The sequence below is a fragment of the Burkholderia perseverans genome, from assembly GCF_022870505.1.
Taxonomy (GTDB): Bacteria; Pseudomonadota; Gammaproteobacteria; order Burkholderiales; family Burkholderiaceae; genus Burkholderia; species Burkholderia plantarii.
In genome coordinates this window covers 6,514-22,068 of record NZ_CP045094.1, presented here as the reverse complement: position 1 = coordinate 22,068, position 15,555 = coordinate 6,514, and the positions used below count along the sequence as shown (strand labels likewise).

Annotated in this window: 14 protein-coding genes; 11 read left to right on the top strand and 3 right to left on the bottom strand. The window is 69.8% G+C overall.

Features of this window, described 5'->3' with window-relative positions:
- The first annotated feature begins 14 nt into the window (after positions 1–14).
- From fliM to BpN12_RS14590, 8 genes are all read left to right on the top strand, one after another.
- Positions 15–1,013, top strand: coding sequence for a flagellar motor switch protein FliM (fliM, locus tag BpN12_RS14625; protein ID WP_198250699.1), 999 nt, complete (start codon positions 15–17; stop codon positions 1,011–1,013).
- The gene (fliN, locus tag BpN12_RS14620) at positions 1,006–1,458 is read left to right on the top strand and encodes a flagellar motor switch protein FliN (RefSeq protein ID WP_042623446.1); all 453 of its coding nucleotides are present in this window, start codon (positions 1,006–1,008) and stop codon (positions 1,456–1,458) included. The genes fliM and fliN overlap by 8 nt, the downstream gene beginning before the upstream one ends.
- Positions 1,455–2,084 (top strand): flagellar biosynthetic protein FliO, encoded by a 630-nt coding sequence (fliO, locus tag BpN12_RS14615; RefSeq protein ID WP_246796317.1) that lies wholly within the window; start codon positions 1,455–1,457, stop codon positions 2,082–2,084. The genes fliN and fliO overlap by 4 nt, the downstream gene beginning before the upstream one ends.
- Before the next feature lie 2 nt (positions 2,085–2,086).
- Positions 2,087–2,887 carry a flagellar type III secretion system pore protein FliP gene (gene fliP, locus BpN12_RS14610; RefSeq protein WP_425306342.1) on the top strand — a complete coding sequence of 267 codons (801 nt, stop codon included), beginning with the start codon at positions 2,087–2,089 and terminating at the stop codon, positions 2,885–2,887.
- Between the two features lie 13 nt (positions 2,888–2,900).
- Positions 2,901–3,173 carry a flagellar biosynthesis protein FliQ gene (gene fliQ, locus BpN12_RS14605; protein WP_198250703.1) on the top strand — a complete coding sequence of 91 codons (273 nt, stop codon included), beginning with the start codon at positions 2,901–2,903 and terminating at the stop codon, positions 3,171–3,173.
- Between the two features lie 32 nt (positions 3,174–3,205).
- Entirely contained in the window at positions 3,206–3,985 is a 780-nt protein-coding gene (gene fliR, locus BpN12_RS14600) for a flagellar biosynthetic protein FliR (RefSeq protein WP_246796316.1), read from the top strand.
- Between the two features lie 442 nt (positions 3,986–4,427).
- Positions 4,428–6,440 (top strand): site-specific DNA-methyltransferase, encoded by a 2,013-nt coding sequence (locus BpN12_RS14595; RefSeq protein ID WP_425306341.1) that lies wholly within the window; start codon positions 4,428–4,430, stop codon positions 6,438–6,440.
- A gap of 44 nt (positions 6,441–6,484) precedes the next feature.
- Positions 6,485–9,532: a type III restriction-modification system endonuclease gene (locus BpN12_RS14590; RefSeq protein ID WP_246797906.1), complete on the top strand. Its 3,048-nt coding sequence runs from the start codon at positions 6,485–6,487 to the stop codon at positions 9,530–9,532.
- A 123-nt stretch (positions 9,533–9,655) separates the two neighbouring features.
- Here the strand turns inward: BpN12_RS14590 and BpN12_RS14585 are convergent, their stop codons facing one another.
- Positions 9,656–10,555, bottom strand: a complete 900-nt coding sequence (locus BpN12_RS14585; protein WP_246796315.1) for a LysR family transcriptional regulator — start codon at positions 10,553–10,555, stop codon at positions 9,656–9,658.
- 168 nt (positions 10,556–10,723) lie between these two features.
- Here BpN12_RS14585 and BpN12_RS14580 point away from each other — a divergent pair, with 168 nt between their 5' ends.
- The gene (locus tag BpN12_RS14580; protein ID WP_246796314.1) at positions 10,724–11,653 is read left to right on the top strand and encodes an aromatic alcohol reductase; all 930 of its coding nucleotides are present in this window, start codon (positions 10,724–10,726) and stop codon (positions 11,651–11,653) included.
- A gap of 312 nt (positions 11,654–11,965) precedes the next feature.
- On the opposite strand, the gene BpN12_RS14575 is transcribed toward BpN12_RS14580, so the two are convergent.
- Together BpN12_RS14575 and BpN12_RS14570 are read right to left on the bottom strand one after the other, a co-directional pair.
- A complete protein-coding gene (locus tag BpN12_RS14575; protein WP_246796313.1) occupies positions 11,966–12,754 on the bottom strand; it encodes an anti-sigma factor in 789 nt (262 codons plus the stop codon).
- On the bottom strand, positions 12,751–13,266 hold the full coding sequence (locus tag BpN12_RS14570) for a sigma-70 family RNA polymerase sigma factor (protein ID WP_246796312.1): 516 nt from the start codon (positions 13,264–13,266) through the stop codon (positions 12,751–12,753). Before BpN12_RS14570 ends, BpN12_RS14575 begins: the two co-directional genes overlap by 4 nt.
- 224 nt (positions 13,267–13,490) lie before the next feature.
- Here BpN12_RS14570 and BpN12_RS14565 point away from each other — a divergent pair, with 224 nt between their 5' ends.
- Both BpN12_RS14565 and BpN12_RS14560 read left to right on the top strand, forming a co-directional pair.
- Positions 13,491–14,564 carry a catalase family peroxidase gene (locus BpN12_RS14565; RefSeq protein WP_246796311.1) on the top strand — a complete coding sequence of 358 codons (1,074 nt, stop codon included), beginning with the start codon at positions 13,491–13,493 and terminating at the stop codon, positions 14,562–14,564.
- Positions 14,561–15,106, top strand: coding sequence for a cytochrome b (locus BpN12_RS14560; protein WP_246796310.1), 546 nt, complete (start codon positions 14,561–14,563; stop codon positions 15,104–15,106). Before BpN12_RS14565 ends, BpN12_RS14560 begins: the two co-directional genes overlap by 4 nt.
- Positions 15,107–15,555 lie beyond the last annotated feature (449 nt).

The following is a 15,555-nucleotide window of genomic DNA, read 5'->3' as shown; positions in this document are numbered from 1 at the left end:
GCCAAGGGAGCGCCATGGGCCACGAAGAATTCATGTCGCAGGAGGAGGTCGATGCCCTCCTCAAAGGTGTCACGGGCGAGATCGACGCGAGCGACGAGCCGGTCGAGCAGAAAGGCGTCCGCCCGTACAACCTCGCGACGCAGGAACGGATCGTCCGCGGCCGGATGCCCGGCCTCGAGATCATCAACGACCGCTTCGCGCGGCTGTTGCGCGTCGGCATCTTCAACTTCATGCGCCGCACGGCCGAGATTTCGGTCAGCCAGGTGAAGGTGCAGAAGTACAGCGAATTCACGCGCAACCTGCCGATCCCGACCAACCTGAACCTGGTCCACGTCAAGCCGCTGCGCGGCACCTCGCTGTTCGTGTTCGATCCGAACCTGGTGTTCTTCGTGGTGGACAACCTGTTCGGCGGCGACGGACGTTTCCACACGCGCGTGGAAGGCCGCGACTTCACGCAGACCGAGATGCGCATCATCAGCCGGCTGCTGCATCTGGTGTTCGAGCACTACACGGTGGCCTGGAAGAGCGTGCGCCCGCTGCAGTTCGAGCACGTGCGCTCGGAGATGCATACGCAGTTCGCCAACGTCGCCACCCCCAACGAGATCGTGATCGTCACGCAGTTCTCGATCGAGTTCGGGCCGACGGGCGGCACGCTGCACATCTGCATGCCGTACTCGATGATCGAGCCGATCCGCGACGTGCTGAGCTCGCCGATCCAGGGCGAGGCGCTCGAAGTGGACCGCCGCTGGGTGCGGGTGCTGTCGCAGCAGGTGCAGTCCGCCGAGGTCGAACTGACGGCGAACCTCACCGAGATGCCGACCACCTTCGAGAAGATCCTCAACCTGCGGGTCGGCGACGTGCTGCCGATCGACGTCGAGGAATCGATCATCGCGAGGGTCGACGGCGTACCGGTGATGGAATGCGGCTACGGGATTTTCAATGGGCAATATGCGCTGCGGGTGAACCGGATGATCAGCGCGAGCGATACGATGAAGGAAGGTGGATATGACTGAGCTGAACCCGACGCCCGACGGCACGCAACCCGGCGCCGACAAGGCCGCCGGCCCCGGTGAAGAGTCGGCGCTGGACGATTGGGCCGCCGCGCTTGCCGAGCAGAACGACCAGCCGCTCGCCTCCGGTGCGGGTGGCGCGGGCGTGTTCCAGCCGCTGTCGAAGGCGGCCTCGAACGCGACCCACAACGACATCGACATGATTCTCGACATCCCCGTCAAGATGACCGTCGAACTGGGCCGCACCAAGATCGCGATCCGCAACCTGCTGCAGCTCGCGCAGGGCTCGGTGGTGGAGCTCGACGGCCTGGCCGGCGAGCCGATGGACGTGCTCGTGAACGGCTGCCTGATCGCGCAGGGCGAAGTGGTGGTGGTGAACGACAAGTTCGGTATCCGCCTCACCGACATCATCACGCCGTCCGAGCGGATCCGGAAGCTGAACCGATGAGTGACGCCGTGCGTCGCGCCGGGCCGGCGCGCGTATCACGCATTGCTCGCGTAGCGCGCCCGGCCGCCGTGACGACAGCGCCCGCCGCCGCGGGCCTCGCATTCTCGCTCGCGCTCGCCCCCGCGCTCGCGTTCGCGGCCGACATGAACGCGGTCAACCATGCCTCGCACTACGCCTCGGGCGTGGTGGTCGGCTCCGCGGTGCCCTCGCTCGGCGTCGGCGCGGTGATGCAGACGCTGGTCGGGCTCGCGGTCGTGATCGGCCTCGTGTTCGGCTGTGCCTGGCTCGCGCGCCGCTTCGGGTTCCAGCCCGCGAAGCGCGGCGGCGCGCTGAAGGTGGTGGCCAGCGTCGCGGTGGGCGGCAAGGAAAGCGCGACCGTCGTCGAGATCGGCGACACCTGGCTCGTGCTCGGCGTGGCGCCCGGCAACGTGCGGCTGCTGCATACGCTGCCGGCCGGCAGCCCGGGCATCGCATCGGCCACGTCCACCCCGTCCGGCCCGGCCGACGGCGGCGCGCCGGTGCCCGGCGACGACACGCTGCCCGGCAGCTTCGGCGAGCGCTTTCGCAGCGCCCTGTCCGGCGAAGTCGCGAAGCGGCTCGGCGGCCGCCACCGCAAGGATTCCTGACGATGACGTCGTACCGACCGGGCGCGCGCGACGCGCGCCGTTCCCGCGTGGCCGCGCTGCTGGCCGTGCTCGCGCCGCTGGCGATGCTGGCCGCGCTCGCGCTGCCCTCGCTCGCGCATGCGCAGGCCGCCGGCCTGCCCGCCTTCAATTCGAGCCCCGGCCCGAACGGCGGCACGACCTATTCGCTGAGCGTGCAGACCATGCTGCTGCTCACGATGCTGTCGTTCCTGCCGGCCATCGTGCTGATGATGACGAGCTTCACGCGCATCATCATCGTGCTGTCGCTGCTGCGCCAGGCGCTCGGCACCACCACCACGCCGCCGAACCAGGTGCTGGTCGGGCTCGCGCTGTTCCTCACGCTGTTCGTGATGTCGCCCGTCATCGACCGCGCCTACAACGACGGCTACAAGCCGTTCTCGGCCGGCACGCTGCCGATGGACCAGGCCGTGCAGCGCGGCCTCGCGCCGTTCAAGACCTTCATGCTCAAGCAGACCCGCGAGGGCGACCTCGCGCTGTTCGCGAAGATCGCCAAGGCGCCGCCGATGCAGGGCCCCGAGGACGTGCCGCTGCCGCTGCTGGTGCCGGCGTTCGTCACCAGCGAGCTGAAGACCGGCTTCCAGATCGGCTTCACGATCTTCATCCCGTTCCTGATCATCGACCTGGTGGTGGCGAGCGTGCTGATGTCGATGGGGATGATGATGGTCTCGCCCACCACCATCTCGCTGCCGTTCAAGCTGATGCTGTTCGTGCTGGTGGACGGCTGGCAGCTGCTGATCGGCTCGCTCGCGCAGAGCTTCACCTAGGAGGGCAGGCCCGATGACACCGGAAACCGTCATGACCCTGGCGCACGAGGCGATGATGATCGGCCTGATGCTGGCCGCGCCGCTCTTGCTCGTCGCGCTGGTGGTGGGCCTCGTCGTCAGCCTGTTCCAGGCCGCCACGCAGATCAACGAATCGACGCTGTCGTTCATCCCGAAGCTGCTCGCGATCGTGGTGACGATGGTGATCGCCGGGCCGTGGATGCTGACCTCGATGCTCGACTACACGCGCAACATCCTGATGCACGTCGCCACGCTCGGCACCAGCTGAGCGGCGCGCCGGCACGCCCTTCCCGCCTTCCGATGGTTTCCGTCACCTACGCGCAACTGAACGTCTGGCTGACCGCGTTCCTCTGGCCGTTCGTGCGGATTCTCGCGCTGGTGGCCGCCGCGCCGCTGGTCGGCAACGCGGCGGTGCCCACCCGCATCAAGATCGGCCTGTCGGCGCTCACCGCGATCGCCGTGGCGCCGGCGCTCGGCCCGCTGCCGCAGGCCACCGTGTTCTCGGCCGAGGGCATCTGGATCCTCGTCAACCAGTTCCTGATCGGCGTGTCGATGGGCTTCGTGATGCAGATCGTGTTCGCCGTGGTGGAAGGCGCGGGCGACTTCATCGGCCTGCAGATGGGCCTCGGCTTCGCCACCTTCTTCGATCCGCACGCCGGCACCACGCCGATGATTGGCCGAGTGCTGAACGCCTTCGCGATGCTCGCGTTCGTCGCGTTCGACGGCCACCTGCAGCTGATCGCGGTGCTGGTGGAATCGTTCGCGAGCGTGCCGATCTCGTCCGACCTGCTGCATCCGGCCGGCTGGCAGATGCTGGCCGGCGCCGGCATCAACGTGTTCGCGATGGGGCTGCTGCTGGCGCTGCCGGTGGTGGCCGCGCTCCTGATCGCCAACCTCGCGCTCGGCATCCTGAACCGCGCGGCCCCGCAGATCGGCATCTTCCAGGTCGGCTTCCCGGTGCTGATGCTGGTCGGGCTGCTGCTGGTACAGCTGATGGTGCCCAACATGATCCCGTTCTTCTCGCGCCTGTTCGACGACGGTTACGAGATGATGGGCCGCGTCGCGGCGAGCTTCCGTTAAAATCCGCATCGCGTTGCGCGAACCGGCCACGGCGCCGGCCGCGCCGTCGCCGCTTCACGCGCCCCTCGCCTCGCGGTCCCACCGGCCCGCGCCGGGCGCATCCGGCGCGCCGAAGCGCCGCTGACGGCCCTGCCGCCGCCGCCGCGCCTCCGGCTCCGCCGCCCGAGGCCGCGCCGGCAACCGGTTCCGCGCCCCCGAAGGTTTCGTCCGGCCGCCCGTCCCGCCGCGCGTCGCCCGCCATCGCCCGTGACGTCAGGCGGTGCGCCGCGGCGGCGCCGGACGCGGCCCGTGGTCCTCCGTTCCCCTCGCGACCCGCCATGCCCGTGCGGCCCGCGCCGGTGCCGTTCGGCTTGGCGCGAGGCGCCGGCGTCGCCCGCGAGCGGCACGGCCGGCGACGGCACCCGGGGCCGACGCACCGATCATGCTTTACATGGAAGACACGATGCGAAAGATCGAATCCGCCAGTCCCGAGGCCCGCTCCGCGGATCTCGCGGCGGACAACCTCGAACGGCTCAAGGCGCTGTTCCCCGAAGCCGTGACCGAAGGCCCCGACGGCGCCGCGCTCGACCTCGACGTGCTGAAGGCACTGGTCGGCGACCGCACGCTCGGCGAGGCCGACGAAAAATACGGCCTGGCCTGGCACGGCAAGCGCCGCGCGCGCCAGCTCGCGCTCACGCCCTCCACCGGCACGCTGCGGCCCTGCCGCGACGAGAGCCTGGGCTGGGACGGCACCCGCAACCTGATGATCGAGGGCGACAACCTCGAAGTGCTGAAGCTGCTGCACAAGAGCTACGCGGGCTCGGTGAAGCTCGTCTACATCGATCCGCCGTACAACACCGGCAAGGAGTTCGTCTATCCCGACAACTTCACCGACAGCCTGCGCCACTACCTCGCGCTGACGGGCCAGGCCGCTGGCGGCGTGAAGGTCAGCAGCCATACCGAGGCGAGCGGCCGGTTCCACACCGACTGGCTCAACATGATGTATCCGCGCCTGAAGCTCGCGTTCGACCTGCTCGCGCGCGACGGCCTGATCGCGATCCACATCGACGAGCACGAGCTGCCGGCGCTGGTGCTGGTGATGCGCGAGATCTTCGGCGAGGAGAACGAGCTCGGCGTGGCGGTCTGGGACAAGCGCAACCCGAAGGGCGACGCGCGCGGCGTGGCCTACCAGCACGAGTCGATCGTGCTGTTCGCGCGCGACGCCGAGTGGCTGTTCGAGCACGCGCCGCTGAAGCGCCTGAAGCGCAACGCGCAGCGCATGCTCGACGCCGCCCACGACGCGATCGCCGACACCGCCACCATCGCCGAGGCTACCCAGGCCTACCGCGCCTGGCTGCGCGCGCAGACCACGCTGTCGGGCGGCGAGGCGATGTACGACCGGCTCTCGCCGGACGGCCGCGTCTACCGTCTCGTCTCGATGGCCTGGCCGAACAAGAAGCGCGCGCCCGACGACTACTTCATCCCGCTGGTCCACCCCGTCACCGGCAAGCCGTGCCCGGTGCCCGAACGCGGCTGGCGCAATCCGCCCGCCACCATGCGCGAGCTGCTCGAGCGCGGCCTGATCGAGTTCGGCACCGACGAGACCACGCAGCCGCAGCGCATCTATTTCCTCGACGAGAACCGCTACGAGAACGTGCCGTCGATCCTGCCGTTCGGCGGCTCCGACGACGCGCGCCTGAAGTCGCTGGCGATCCCGTTCGACCTGCCCAAGCCGACCGACTTCGCGGCCGCGCTGATCGGCTGGCTGACGGGCGGCGAGGATCTGATCGTCGACTGCTTCGCCGGCTCCGGCACCACCGCCCACGCCACGCTGGCGGCCAACGCGGCCGACGGCGCGCGGCGCCGCTACGCGCTGGTGCAGCTGCCCGAGCCGCTCGACGCGTCGAACAAGGACCAGAAGGCCGCCGCCGATTTCTGCGCGAAGCTCAGGCGCCCCGCCAACCTCGCCGAGATCACCAAGGAACGGCTGCGGCGCGCGGCCGAACGGATCGCCGCCGAGCATCCCGAGGCCGCGCTCGACGTCGGCTTCCGCGTGTTCCGGCTCGATTCGACCAACGTCGTCGAATGGGACCCGCGCGGCGCCAACGTGCAGCAGTCGCTGCTCGACGCGGTCGAGCACATCAAGTCCGGCCGCACCGACGCCGACCTGCTCGCCGAGCTCGCCATCAAGCTCGGCCTCGACCTGTGCGCGCCGATCGACACGCTGCCGGTCGCCGGCAAGGAAGTCCACGTGATCGACGGCGCGATCGTCGCCTGCTTCGCCGCGCGCATCGATCGCGCCGAGGCCGAGGTGCTCGCGCTCGGCATCGTCGGCGTGCTCGACGCGGTCGATGCGCCGCCTGCGCACGACGTGACCTGCGTGTTCCGCGACGCCGCGTTCGTCGACGACGTCGCGCGCGTGAACCTGTCCGCGATCCTCGAGCAGCACGGGATCCGCTCCGTGCGGAGCCTCTGATGACGCGCCGGGAATTCGACGCGAAGGTGGCGGGCGCGCCGCTCATGGAACTGCATTTCGAGGCCGATCTCGACTACCAGCGCGAGGCCGTGGACGCCGTCTGCGACCTGTTCCGCGGCCAGGACGCGCCGCGCGCCGCGTTCAGCGTGAGCGCCGCTGACGGCAATCAGGACGGCGATGGCGACGGCGACACCAGCGCCGCGCGCCAGATGCCGCTCGGCGTGGCCGAGACCGCGCTCGCGGTCGGCAACCGGCTCGCGCTCGAGCCCGCCGCGCTCGCGCGCAACCTGGCCGAGGTGCAGGCGCGCGGCGGCCTCGCGCCGTCGGGCGCGCTCGCCTCCACCGACTTCACGGTCGAGATGGAGACCGGCACCGGCAAGACCTACGTCTATCTGCGCACGATCTTCGAGCTGCACCGCCGCTACGGCTTCACGAAGTTCGTGATCGTGGTGCCGTCGGTCGCGATCAAGGAAGGCGTCCACAAGACGCTCGACGTCACGCGCTCGCACTTTCGCCGGCTCTACGACGGCGTGCCGTTCGACTACTTCCTGTACGACTCGACGCGGCTCGGCCAGGTGCGCCGCTTCGCGACCAGCGCGACCGTGCAGATCATGGTGGCCACGGTGGCCGCGATCAACCGCAAGGACGTCAACAACCTCTACAAGCCGAGCGAGAAGACCGGCGGCGAGAAGCCGATCGACCTGATCCGCGCCACGCGGCCGATCCTGGTCGTCGACGAGCCGCAGAGCGTGGACGGCGGGCTCGACGGGCGCGGCAAGGAAGCGCTCGAGGCGATGGCGCCGCTCTGCACGCTGCGCTATTCGGCGACCCACGCCGACCTGCACCAGATGGTGTACCGGCTCGACGCCGTGGACGCCTACGAGCGGCGCCTCGTCAAGCAGATCGAGGTGGCCTCGGCCACCGTCGAGGACGCGCACAACAAGCCCTACGTGCGGCTCGTGTCGGTCAGCAACCGGCGCGGCACCATCGCCGCGCGCGTCGAGCTCGACGTGGCCACGCCCGCCGGCGTCGAGCGGCAGACCGTCAGCGTCGGCGACGGCGACCTGCTCGAACGCGTGACGCGCCGCGCCGTGTACGGCGACTACCGGATCGGCGAGATCGACACCACGCGCGGCGGCGAATTCGTCGAGCTGCGCTATCCCGGCGGCGAGACCTTCCTGGCCGTCGGCGACGCGCACGGCGACGTCGATCCGCTCGCGATCCAGCGCGAAATGATCCGCCGCACGATCCGCGAGCACCTGGACAAGGAGCTGCGCCTGACGCCGCTCGGCGTGAAGGTGCTGTCGCTGTTCTTCGTCGACAGCGTCGAGCGCTACCGGCGCTACGAACCGGGCGGCCACGCCGTGAAGGGCGCCTACGCGGCGATCTTCGAGGACGAGTACCGGCGCGCCGCGAAGCTGCCCGCCTATCGCGCGCTGTTCGCCGGCTTCGACGCCGAGCGCGACGTGGCGGCCGTCCACGACGGCTATTTCTCGATCGACCGCAAGGGCGGCTGGACCGAGACCAGCGACAGCAACGCCAGCGGCCGCGAGAACGCCGAGCGCGCCTACGGCCTGATCATGCGCGAGAAGGAGCGGCTGCTGTCGTTCGCCACGCCGCTGCGTTTCATCTTCTCGCACTCGGCGCTGAAGGAAGGCTGGGACAATCCGAACGTGTTCCAGATCTGCACGCTGCGCGACATCCGCACCGAGCGCGAGCGCCGCCAGACCATCGGGCGCGGGCTGCGGCTCGCCGTCGACCAGCGCGGCGAACGGGTGCGCGGCTTCGACGTCAACACGCTCACCGTGATCGCGACCGAGAGCTACGAGCAGTTCGCCGCGCATCTGCAGAAGGAGATCGAGGCCGACACCGGGATCCGTTTCGGGGTGGTCGACACGCATCAGTTCGCGGCGCTGCCGGTGACGCGCGACGACGGCACGCTCGCCCCGCTCGGCGTCGAGCGCTCGGCCGCGTTGTGGACGCATCTGCACGAGGCCGGCTTCGTCGATGCGCAGGGCAAGGTGCTCGACGCGCTGAAGATCGTGCTGAAGGGCGGCGTGCTGCCCCTGCCGGCCGCGTTCGAGCCGCTGCGCCAGCGCATCGTCGAACTGCTGCGCAAGCTGTCGGGGCGGCTCGACGTGCGCAACGCCGACGACCGCCGGCAGCTCGAACCGCGCCGCGGCGCCGACGGCGAGCCGGTGCTCCACGGCGAGGCGTTCCGCGCGCTATGGGCGCGCGTGCAGGCGCGTACCACCTATCGCGTGAGCTTCGACGACGCCGCGCTCGTCGCGGCCTGCGTCGAGGCGCTGCGTGCCGCGCCCGAGGTGCCGCGCGCGCGGCTGCAATGGCGCAAGGCCGACATCTCGATCGGCAAGGCCGGCGTGGAGGCCACCGAGACCGCGTCGGCCGGCACCGTGGTGCTCGACGAGGGTGATCTCGCGCTGCCCGATCTGCTCACCGAGCTGCAGGAGCGCACCCAGCTCACGCGCCGCACGCTCGCCGCCGTGCTCGCCGACAGCGGCCGGCTCGACGATTTCCGCGTGAACCCGCAGGCGTTCATCGCGCTGGTGGCCGATTCGGTCAACCGCTGCAAGCGGCAGGCGCTGATCGACGGGATCGCCTACCAGCGGATCGGCGACGGCGTGGTGTGGCCGCTCGCGCGCTTTATCGAGGAGCCCGTGATCGCCTATCGCAAGGACCTGCGCGAGGATCTGCGCAAGTCCGTGTACACGGCGGTCGAGGTGCGCACGGTGGCCGAGCGCGCGTTCGTGGACGCGCTGGAGGCGACCGACGCGGTCACGCTCTACGCGAAGCTGCCGGCGTGGTTCCGGATTCCGACGCCGCTCGGCGACTACCGGCCCGACTGGCTGGTGCTGGTGGAGACGCCGGGCGCGCCGAGCCAGTGCTATGTGGTGGAGATGGACAACCGCGCCGACGACGCCGAGCTGCGCGGCCGCGAGCGGCGCAAGGTGCAGTGCGGCGAGGCGCATTTCCGCGCGATCGCGGGAGCCGACGCGCCCGTGCATTTCGTGCGCGCGCGTACCGTCGATGCGCTGCTCGGGTCGACGGGGCAGACGTCGTTTGCGTTCTAGGGCGCTTTCTCGCGGCGTTCAGAGGATCGGCGCGGGGCGGGATCGCCTCGCGGCCCGATCCCGCCTCGCGCCGGCTCACAGCATTTCATACCGTTTTCTCGCCCGGTTATCCACAGCCGGCGCTCACTGCGCCAGTTCCCCCCTCGCCACCTCGACGATCCATTCGACGAACGCCGTCAGCGCCGCCGTCGCGCGCGGTTGCGGATAGACGATCGACACCGGCACGGGCGCGCAGCGCGCGTCGGCCAGCACTTCCTTCAGGCGCCCGCTGCGCAGATACGCAGCCACCGCGAACGCCGACAGCTGGATCAGCCCGAGCCCTTCCAGCGCGCATTGCAGATAGGCCTCGGTCTCGTTGACGGAGAAGCGCGCCGGCAGCGTCAGCGCGCGATCCTCGCCGTCCACGCGAAACCGCCATTCCATCGGCCGCCCCGTCGCCCCGGACAGATAGTTGACGACGCGGTGCCGTCCCAGCGCCTCCACCGCTGCCGGCTCGCCGTGCCGCTCCAGATAGCGCGGCGACGCGCAGGTGATCCAGGTCAGCTGGCCGAGCCGGCGCGCGACCAGCGACGAATCGGCCAGTTCGCCCGTGCGGATCACGCAGTCGATGCCTTCGTGGATCAGGTCCGCGGGCCGGTCGCTCATGCCCAGCACCAGCTCGATGCCGGGATGGCGCGCCTCGAATTCGGCGAGCCGCGGCACCACCAGCGCGCGGCCGAGCACGCCGGGCATGTCCACCCGCACGCGGCCGCGCGGCGTGCCCGCGTCGGCCGACAGGTCGCGCTCGGCCGCGGCGATCTGCGCGAGGATGGCCCGGCATGACGCGAGGTAGCGCTCGCCCGCCTCGGTCAGGCTCAGGCTGCGCGTGCTGCGCCGGAGCAGCGGCGTGCCGAGCTGCGCCTCCAGCTGCTTGATCGTGGTGGTCACCGACGAACGCGGCATCGACAGCGTCTGCGCGGCCTTGCTGAAGCCGCGCGCCTCGACCACGCGCACGAACGTCGCCATCGCCTGAAGTTTGTCCATGCCGGTGCGTCCCGCAAGAAAGATCCGCTCACTCTAGCCGAAGACGGCCGCCGGTTCGGCGCGTGCGCGTTCTGCATTCAGGCACCGCGAACAATGGCGGCCCGCCGCGCCACTAGACTGCCCTTCATCCGATCTCCATAACGATTCCATTCCCGAAGGAGAACCGCCATGACAAACCAGGAAACCCTTCTCGTGCTGGGCGCCGGCGAACTCGGCATGGCCATGGTCCGCGGCCTCGCGCGCCGTGCCGGCGCTGCCGGCCGCGTGTCGATCTCGGTCCTGCTGCGGCCGTCCACGCTCGCCTCCGACGATCCGGCCAGGCGCCGTGACATCGCCGAACTGCGCGCGCTCGGCGCCGAGCCGGTGGCCGGCGACCTGGCCGCGCAATCCGTCGACGAACTCGCCGCGCTGTTCGGCCTGTTCGACACCGTGATCTCGTGTACCGGCTTCGTCGGCGGCCCGGGCGTGCAGCGCAAGCTCGCGCAGGCCGCGCTGGCGGCCGGCGTCAAACGCTATTTCCCCTGGCAGTTCGGCGTCGACTACGACCTGATCGGCCGCGGCAGCGCGCAGGACCTGTTCGACGAACAGCTCGACGTGCGTGACCTGTTGCGCGCGCAACGACGCACCGACTGGGTGATCGTCTCGACCGGCATGTTCACGAGCTTCCTGTTCGAGCCGTCGTTCGGCGTGGTGGATCTGGCGCGGCGACGGGTCAACGCGCTCGGCGGCTGGGACAACGCCGTGACGCTGACCACGGCCGACGACATCGGTGCGCTGACGGCCGGGATCGTGTTCACCGAGCCGCGCATCGCGAACCAGGTGGTCCATGTGGCCGGCGACACCGTCAGCTATCGCGAGGTGGCCGACACGCTGGAGCGCTTGCTCGGCGGCACCTTCGAGCGCCACGAATGGCGCGTGCCCGAACTCGAGCAGCAGCTGGCCGAGGCGCCCGACGACGCGCTGCGCAAGTACCGCGTGGTGTTCGCGCAGGGGCGCGGCGTGGCCTGGGACAAGACGCGGACCTTCAATGCGCGGCACGGCATCGAGGTCTGCACGATGGCGCAGTGGGTTCGGGACAATCTGCTTGCGCCGGCCTGAAGCCGGTCTCACAGCATTCGAAACCGGTTATGCACGCAGTTATCCACGCACGGCGCTATCCCCACCAGTTTTGGCTGACGCGTATACGCAAGTAGTAGTAGTTAACAACAGGCGGTCACTTCTGTGGATAACTGCGATTCCGCCTTATCGATCAGCGCTGTGCGATCCGCATAACCGGGCGGGAACCGGGCGAACAAGCGCGGCGAGCACAGAACAACTTTCCGCACAGCCGGTGGATCGTCGTGTTTTGCCCAAATTGTCCACAGCGAATCCTCTGTGTTGCGCTGTGCGGCGGGCGGACGGGATGGCGGCCTAGCTGCGCGTGACGGCCAGCGCGTTCGCGAGCGCGGCGTCGTCGACGCCGTCGGTCGGTGCGACGAGCGCATAGTTGTAGCCGCGCTGCGAGCCGTATTGCGCGACGAGCGCGCCGTCGCGGCGCGAGCCGTCCTTCAGCAGCAGGCGCTGGCCGCCCGGCGGGCGCACGTAGAAGCTGACCGCGTGGCCGGCGTCGTCCTCGTAGAGCACCATCGCCGCCGGGCCGTCCTCGGTCGCGAACAGGCGCCCGCCCACCGGCGTGAAGCCAGCCCCGCTCAGGTCGGGCAGCCGCACCGTCTTGCCGACCGCGCGATCGAGCCACGCCTGCAGATCGGCCGCCTGATGCGTGGCCAGATCCACGCGCGCGCTGCGGTCCACCACCATCCGGTAGGCGGCCAGCGCGTCGCCCATCGGCGCCACCGGCATCGCGAGCGAGGCGAGCGCCTCGGACCCGGCGCCCTGCATCTGCCAGCCGCGCATCTGCCAGCCGGCGCCGCCGCCGAGTCCGACGCTCAGCACCAGCGCGGCCGCGATCGCGAAGCGCGTGCGCCGCCGCGCGTCGCGCCGCTCGCGCAGCGCGGCCGGATCGAGTTCGCGCGTGGCCGTCGGCAGCGCGAGGCCGTCGAGTGCCGCGCGCAGCTGTTGCGCGTCGCGGCGCCACTGGCGCACCTGTCCGGCGCGTTCGGGATGATGGTCGAGCCAGCGCTCGACCGCCGCGCGCTCGTTCGCGTCGAGGCGGCCGTCGACGTAGGCATGGAGATCGTGGTCGTCGGGCGGAATGTTCATTTCATCAATCGCAGCGAGGGAGCGGGAGATTCGCCGTCGCCGAGCGCGCGCAACGCGGCGCGCGCGCGCGACAGGCGCGACATCACGGTGCCGATCGGCACGTCGAGCAGTTCGGCCACCTCGCGATAGCTGAAACCTTCCACCGCCACCAGCAGCAGCAGGCTGCGCTGCTCGGCCGTCAGCTTGCCGAAAGCATCGAGCATCGAGCGCGCCACCACCTGATCCTCGGCCGACGGCCACTGCGGCTCGTCGTCCTCGCGGATCCGGCCGAGCAGCCCGGCGTAGCGCTTCGCGCTGCGCCGCGAATCGAGGAACTGGCGGTACAGGATCGTGAACAGCCAGCTGCGCAGCGCGTCGTCGTCGCGACGCTCGCTCCAGTGGGTCAGCGCGCGTTCGAGCGAGGCCTGGACCAGATCGTCGGCCGCATGGACGTCGCGGGTCAGCCACAGCGCGAAGCGCCGCAATCGCGGCAGCAGTTCACGCAGGCAGTCGTCGAGGTCGGCTGAGGACATGGTGGGCCGCCGGGCGGCACGGGTGGATGTCGAGGTGAGACGCCGGTCAGCGCAGTTTATTCCCGAAGTGCAAGCTTGGCGTCGTGTGATCAGCCGGATGGTTGGCTTGATCGTCGGCCATGCGCCTGCCGGGGCGGAGAAATCTGCGGCGACGATGGAATAAACCGCCGGGCCGGTCGTCTCACCCAAGTCCCCTCAACGACCGAAGGTCAGGAGCGAATTTCATGACGCATCCTCCCCCATCCAGCCCGCGCGGCGGCCACGCCTGGCGCTGGGCCGTGATCGGCGGCACCGTCGCGGTCGCCGTCGCCGCGTTCGGCTATACCGCCGGCTGGTTCGCGCCGCACCGGCTCACGCCGCAGCGCATCGTCAGCGCGCTGCAGGCCAGCGGCGGCGTGCATCCGGGCTTTCGCCGCAATCACGCCAAGGGCATCTGCGTGACCGGCTACTTCGAGAGCAACGGCGACGGCGCCGCCTGGTCCAGCGCGCCGTTCTTCGGCGCCGCCGTGCGCACGCCCGTGGTCGGTCGCTTCGCGCTGCCCGGCGGCAATCCTTACGCGCCCGACACCAGCGTGCCGATCCGCAGTCTCGCGCTGCGGCTGACCGCGCTCGATGGCCAGCAATGGCGCACCGGCATGAACGCGATGCCGGTGTTCCCGGTCGCGACGCCGAGCGCGTTCTACGAGCAGACCGTGGCGACGCGGCCCGACCCCGCCACCGGCAAGCCCGATCCGAAGAAGGTCGGCGCGTTCTTCGCCGCGCATCCGGAGACGGCCGCGTTTCGCGCCTGGGTGAAGACCGCCAAGCCGAGCGCGAGCTTCGCCACCGAGACCTACTACGGCATCAACGCGTTTTATTTCGTGGACGCGCAGGGCATGAAGCACGCGGTGCGCTGGCGCGTGGTGCCCGAGCAGACCGTCGGCGCCGGCGTGGCGAGCGGCGCGAACGTGCTGCAGCCCGATCTGGTCGAGCGGCTCGGCAACGGGCCGCAGCGCTGGCACTGGCTCGTGACGTTCGCGAACCCCGACGACCCCGTGAACGACGCGACGCGCACCTGGCCCGACGATCGCAAGACGATCGACATCGGCACGCTCGTGCTCGATCGCGCCGAGGCGCAGGACAGCGGGCCGTGCCGCGACATCAACTACGACCCGACGGTGTTGCCGACCGGCATCGAGCCGTCCGGCGACCCGCTGCTGGCGGCGCGCTCGGCGGCCTATGCCGATTCGTACAAGCTGCGCACCAGCGAGGAAGCCGGCGTGCCCGGTTACGCCCACGCCGCGACGGAGGCACGATGATGAACCACACTTCTTCTCCTTCGGGATTCAGCCCGCTCGCGCGGGCGCTGCACTGGCTGATGGCCGCGATGATCATCGCGATGCTGTTCATCGGGGTGGGCATGGTGGGCTCGGTGTCGGCCCGGCACGCGGTGCTGGTGGCGATTCACAAGCCGCTCGGCGTGGCGATCCTGGTGCTGGTGATCGTGCGGCTGGTGGTGCGGTTCACGCGCAAGACGCCGCCGCTGCCGGGCGACCTGCCGATCTGGCAGAAGGCGGCCGCGCATCTGTCGCATTGGGTGCTGTACGGGCTGATGCTCGTGATGCCGTTGATCGGCTGGGCGATGCTGTCGGCCGGCGGGTATCCGGTGGTGCTGGGCGGCGGGGTGCAGCTGCCGGCGCTGGTGGCGGCGGACCCGGTGACGTTCGCGTGGCTGCGCAACGCGCATGAGGTGCTGGCGTTCGTGCTGTTTGCCACCGTGGTGGTGCATCTGGCGGCCGCGTTGTTCCATGGGCTGATCCGGCGCGATGGCGTGCTGGGGAGCATGGCTCGGGGGCGGTGAATTTGCCCCGGCCTTGGCTTCGGCCCGGGTGGATTCGATGTGATGGCACGCCCGCGGATGCGGGCGTGTTTTTTGAATTCGAGCGCCTTAAAACCGGATGAATACGACGCTGTGGGTTGAGGTCATCAATGTTTCTTGTCGCGACGAATGTCATCCAAGGCGAAGTACAGGCGTTTCGGTGAAGACAGCGATAATAAATAGGCATACCGGATATTCTGATAGGTACCGCTTCGACCTAGGCTATCCAGCGTGTCACTGACGCACAAGAACTGGTCGCTGCCTTCACTCGCCAACAACCACACTGAACCACACCGGATTTGGTGGAGGCTCCAACTCTTGAGAGAATGGAGCGATGAACAAGAAACCAAGCAAGTTTTCCCCGGAAGTCCGGGAGCGCGCAGTGCGCCTGGTACGCGAGCAGCGTAGCGAACACCCGTCGATGTGGGCGG

What these genes read in the sequence shown, in the direction of transcription:
- BpN12_RS14570 (WP_246796312.1), bottom strand. Translation starts at nt 13,266, where the DNA reads ATGTCCTCAGCCGACCTCGACGACTGCCTGCGTGAACTGCTGCCGCGA.
- BpN12_RS14575 (WP_246796313.1), bottom strand. Translation starts at nt 12,754, where the DNA reads ATGAACATTCCGCCCGACGACCACGATCTCCATGCCTACGTCGACGGC.
- fliQ (WP_198250703.1), top strand. Translation starts at nt 2,901, where the DNA reads ATGACACCGGAAACCGTCATGACCCTGGCGCACGAGGCGATGATGATC.
- BpN12_RS14560 (WP_246796310.1), top strand. Translation starts at nt 14,561, where the DNA reads ATGATGAACCACACTTCTTCTCCTTCGGGATTCAGCCCGCTCGCGCGG.
- BpN12_RS14585 (WP_246796315.1), bottom strand. Translation starts at nt 10,555, where the DNA reads ATGGACAAACTTCAGGCGATGGCGACGTTCGTGCGCGTGGTCGAGGCG.
- BpN12_RS14565 (WP_246796311.1), top strand. Translation starts at nt 13,491, where the DNA reads ATGACGCATCCTCCCCCATCCAGCCCGCGCGGCGGCCACGCCTGGCGC.
- BpN12_RS14590 (WP_246797906.1), top strand. Translation starts at nt 6,485, where the DNA reads ATGGAACTGCATTTCGAGGCCGATCTCGACTACCAGCGCGAGGCCGTG.
- fliP (WP_425306342.1), top strand. Translation starts at nt 2,087, where the DNA reads ATGACGTCGTACCGACCGGGCGCGCGCGACGCGCGCCGTTCCCGCGTG.
- fliO (WP_246796317.1), top strand. Translation starts at nt 1,455, where the DNA reads ATGAGTGACGCCGTGCGTCGCGCCGGGCCGGCGCGCGTATCACGCATT.
- fliN (WP_042623446.1), top strand. Translation starts at nt 1,006, where the DNA reads ATGACTGAGCTGAACCCGACGCCCGACGGCACGCAACCCGGCGCCGAC.
- BpN12_RS14580 (WP_246796314.1), top strand. Translation starts at nt 10,724, where the DNA reads ATGACAAACCAGGAAACCCTTCTCGTGCTGGGCGCCGGCGAACTCGGC.
- BpN12_RS14595 (WP_425306341.1), top strand. Translation starts at nt 4,428, where the DNA reads ATGCGAAAGATCGAATCCGCCAGTCCCGAGGCCCGCTCCGCGGATCTC.
- fliR (WP_246796316.1), top strand. Translation starts at nt 3,206, where the DNA reads ATGGTTTCCGTCACCTACGCGCAACTGAACGTCTGGCTGACCGCGTTC.
- fliM (WP_198250699.1), top strand. Translation starts at nt 15, where the DNA reads ATGGGCCACGAAGAATTCATGTCGCAGGAGGAGGTCGATGCCCTCCTC.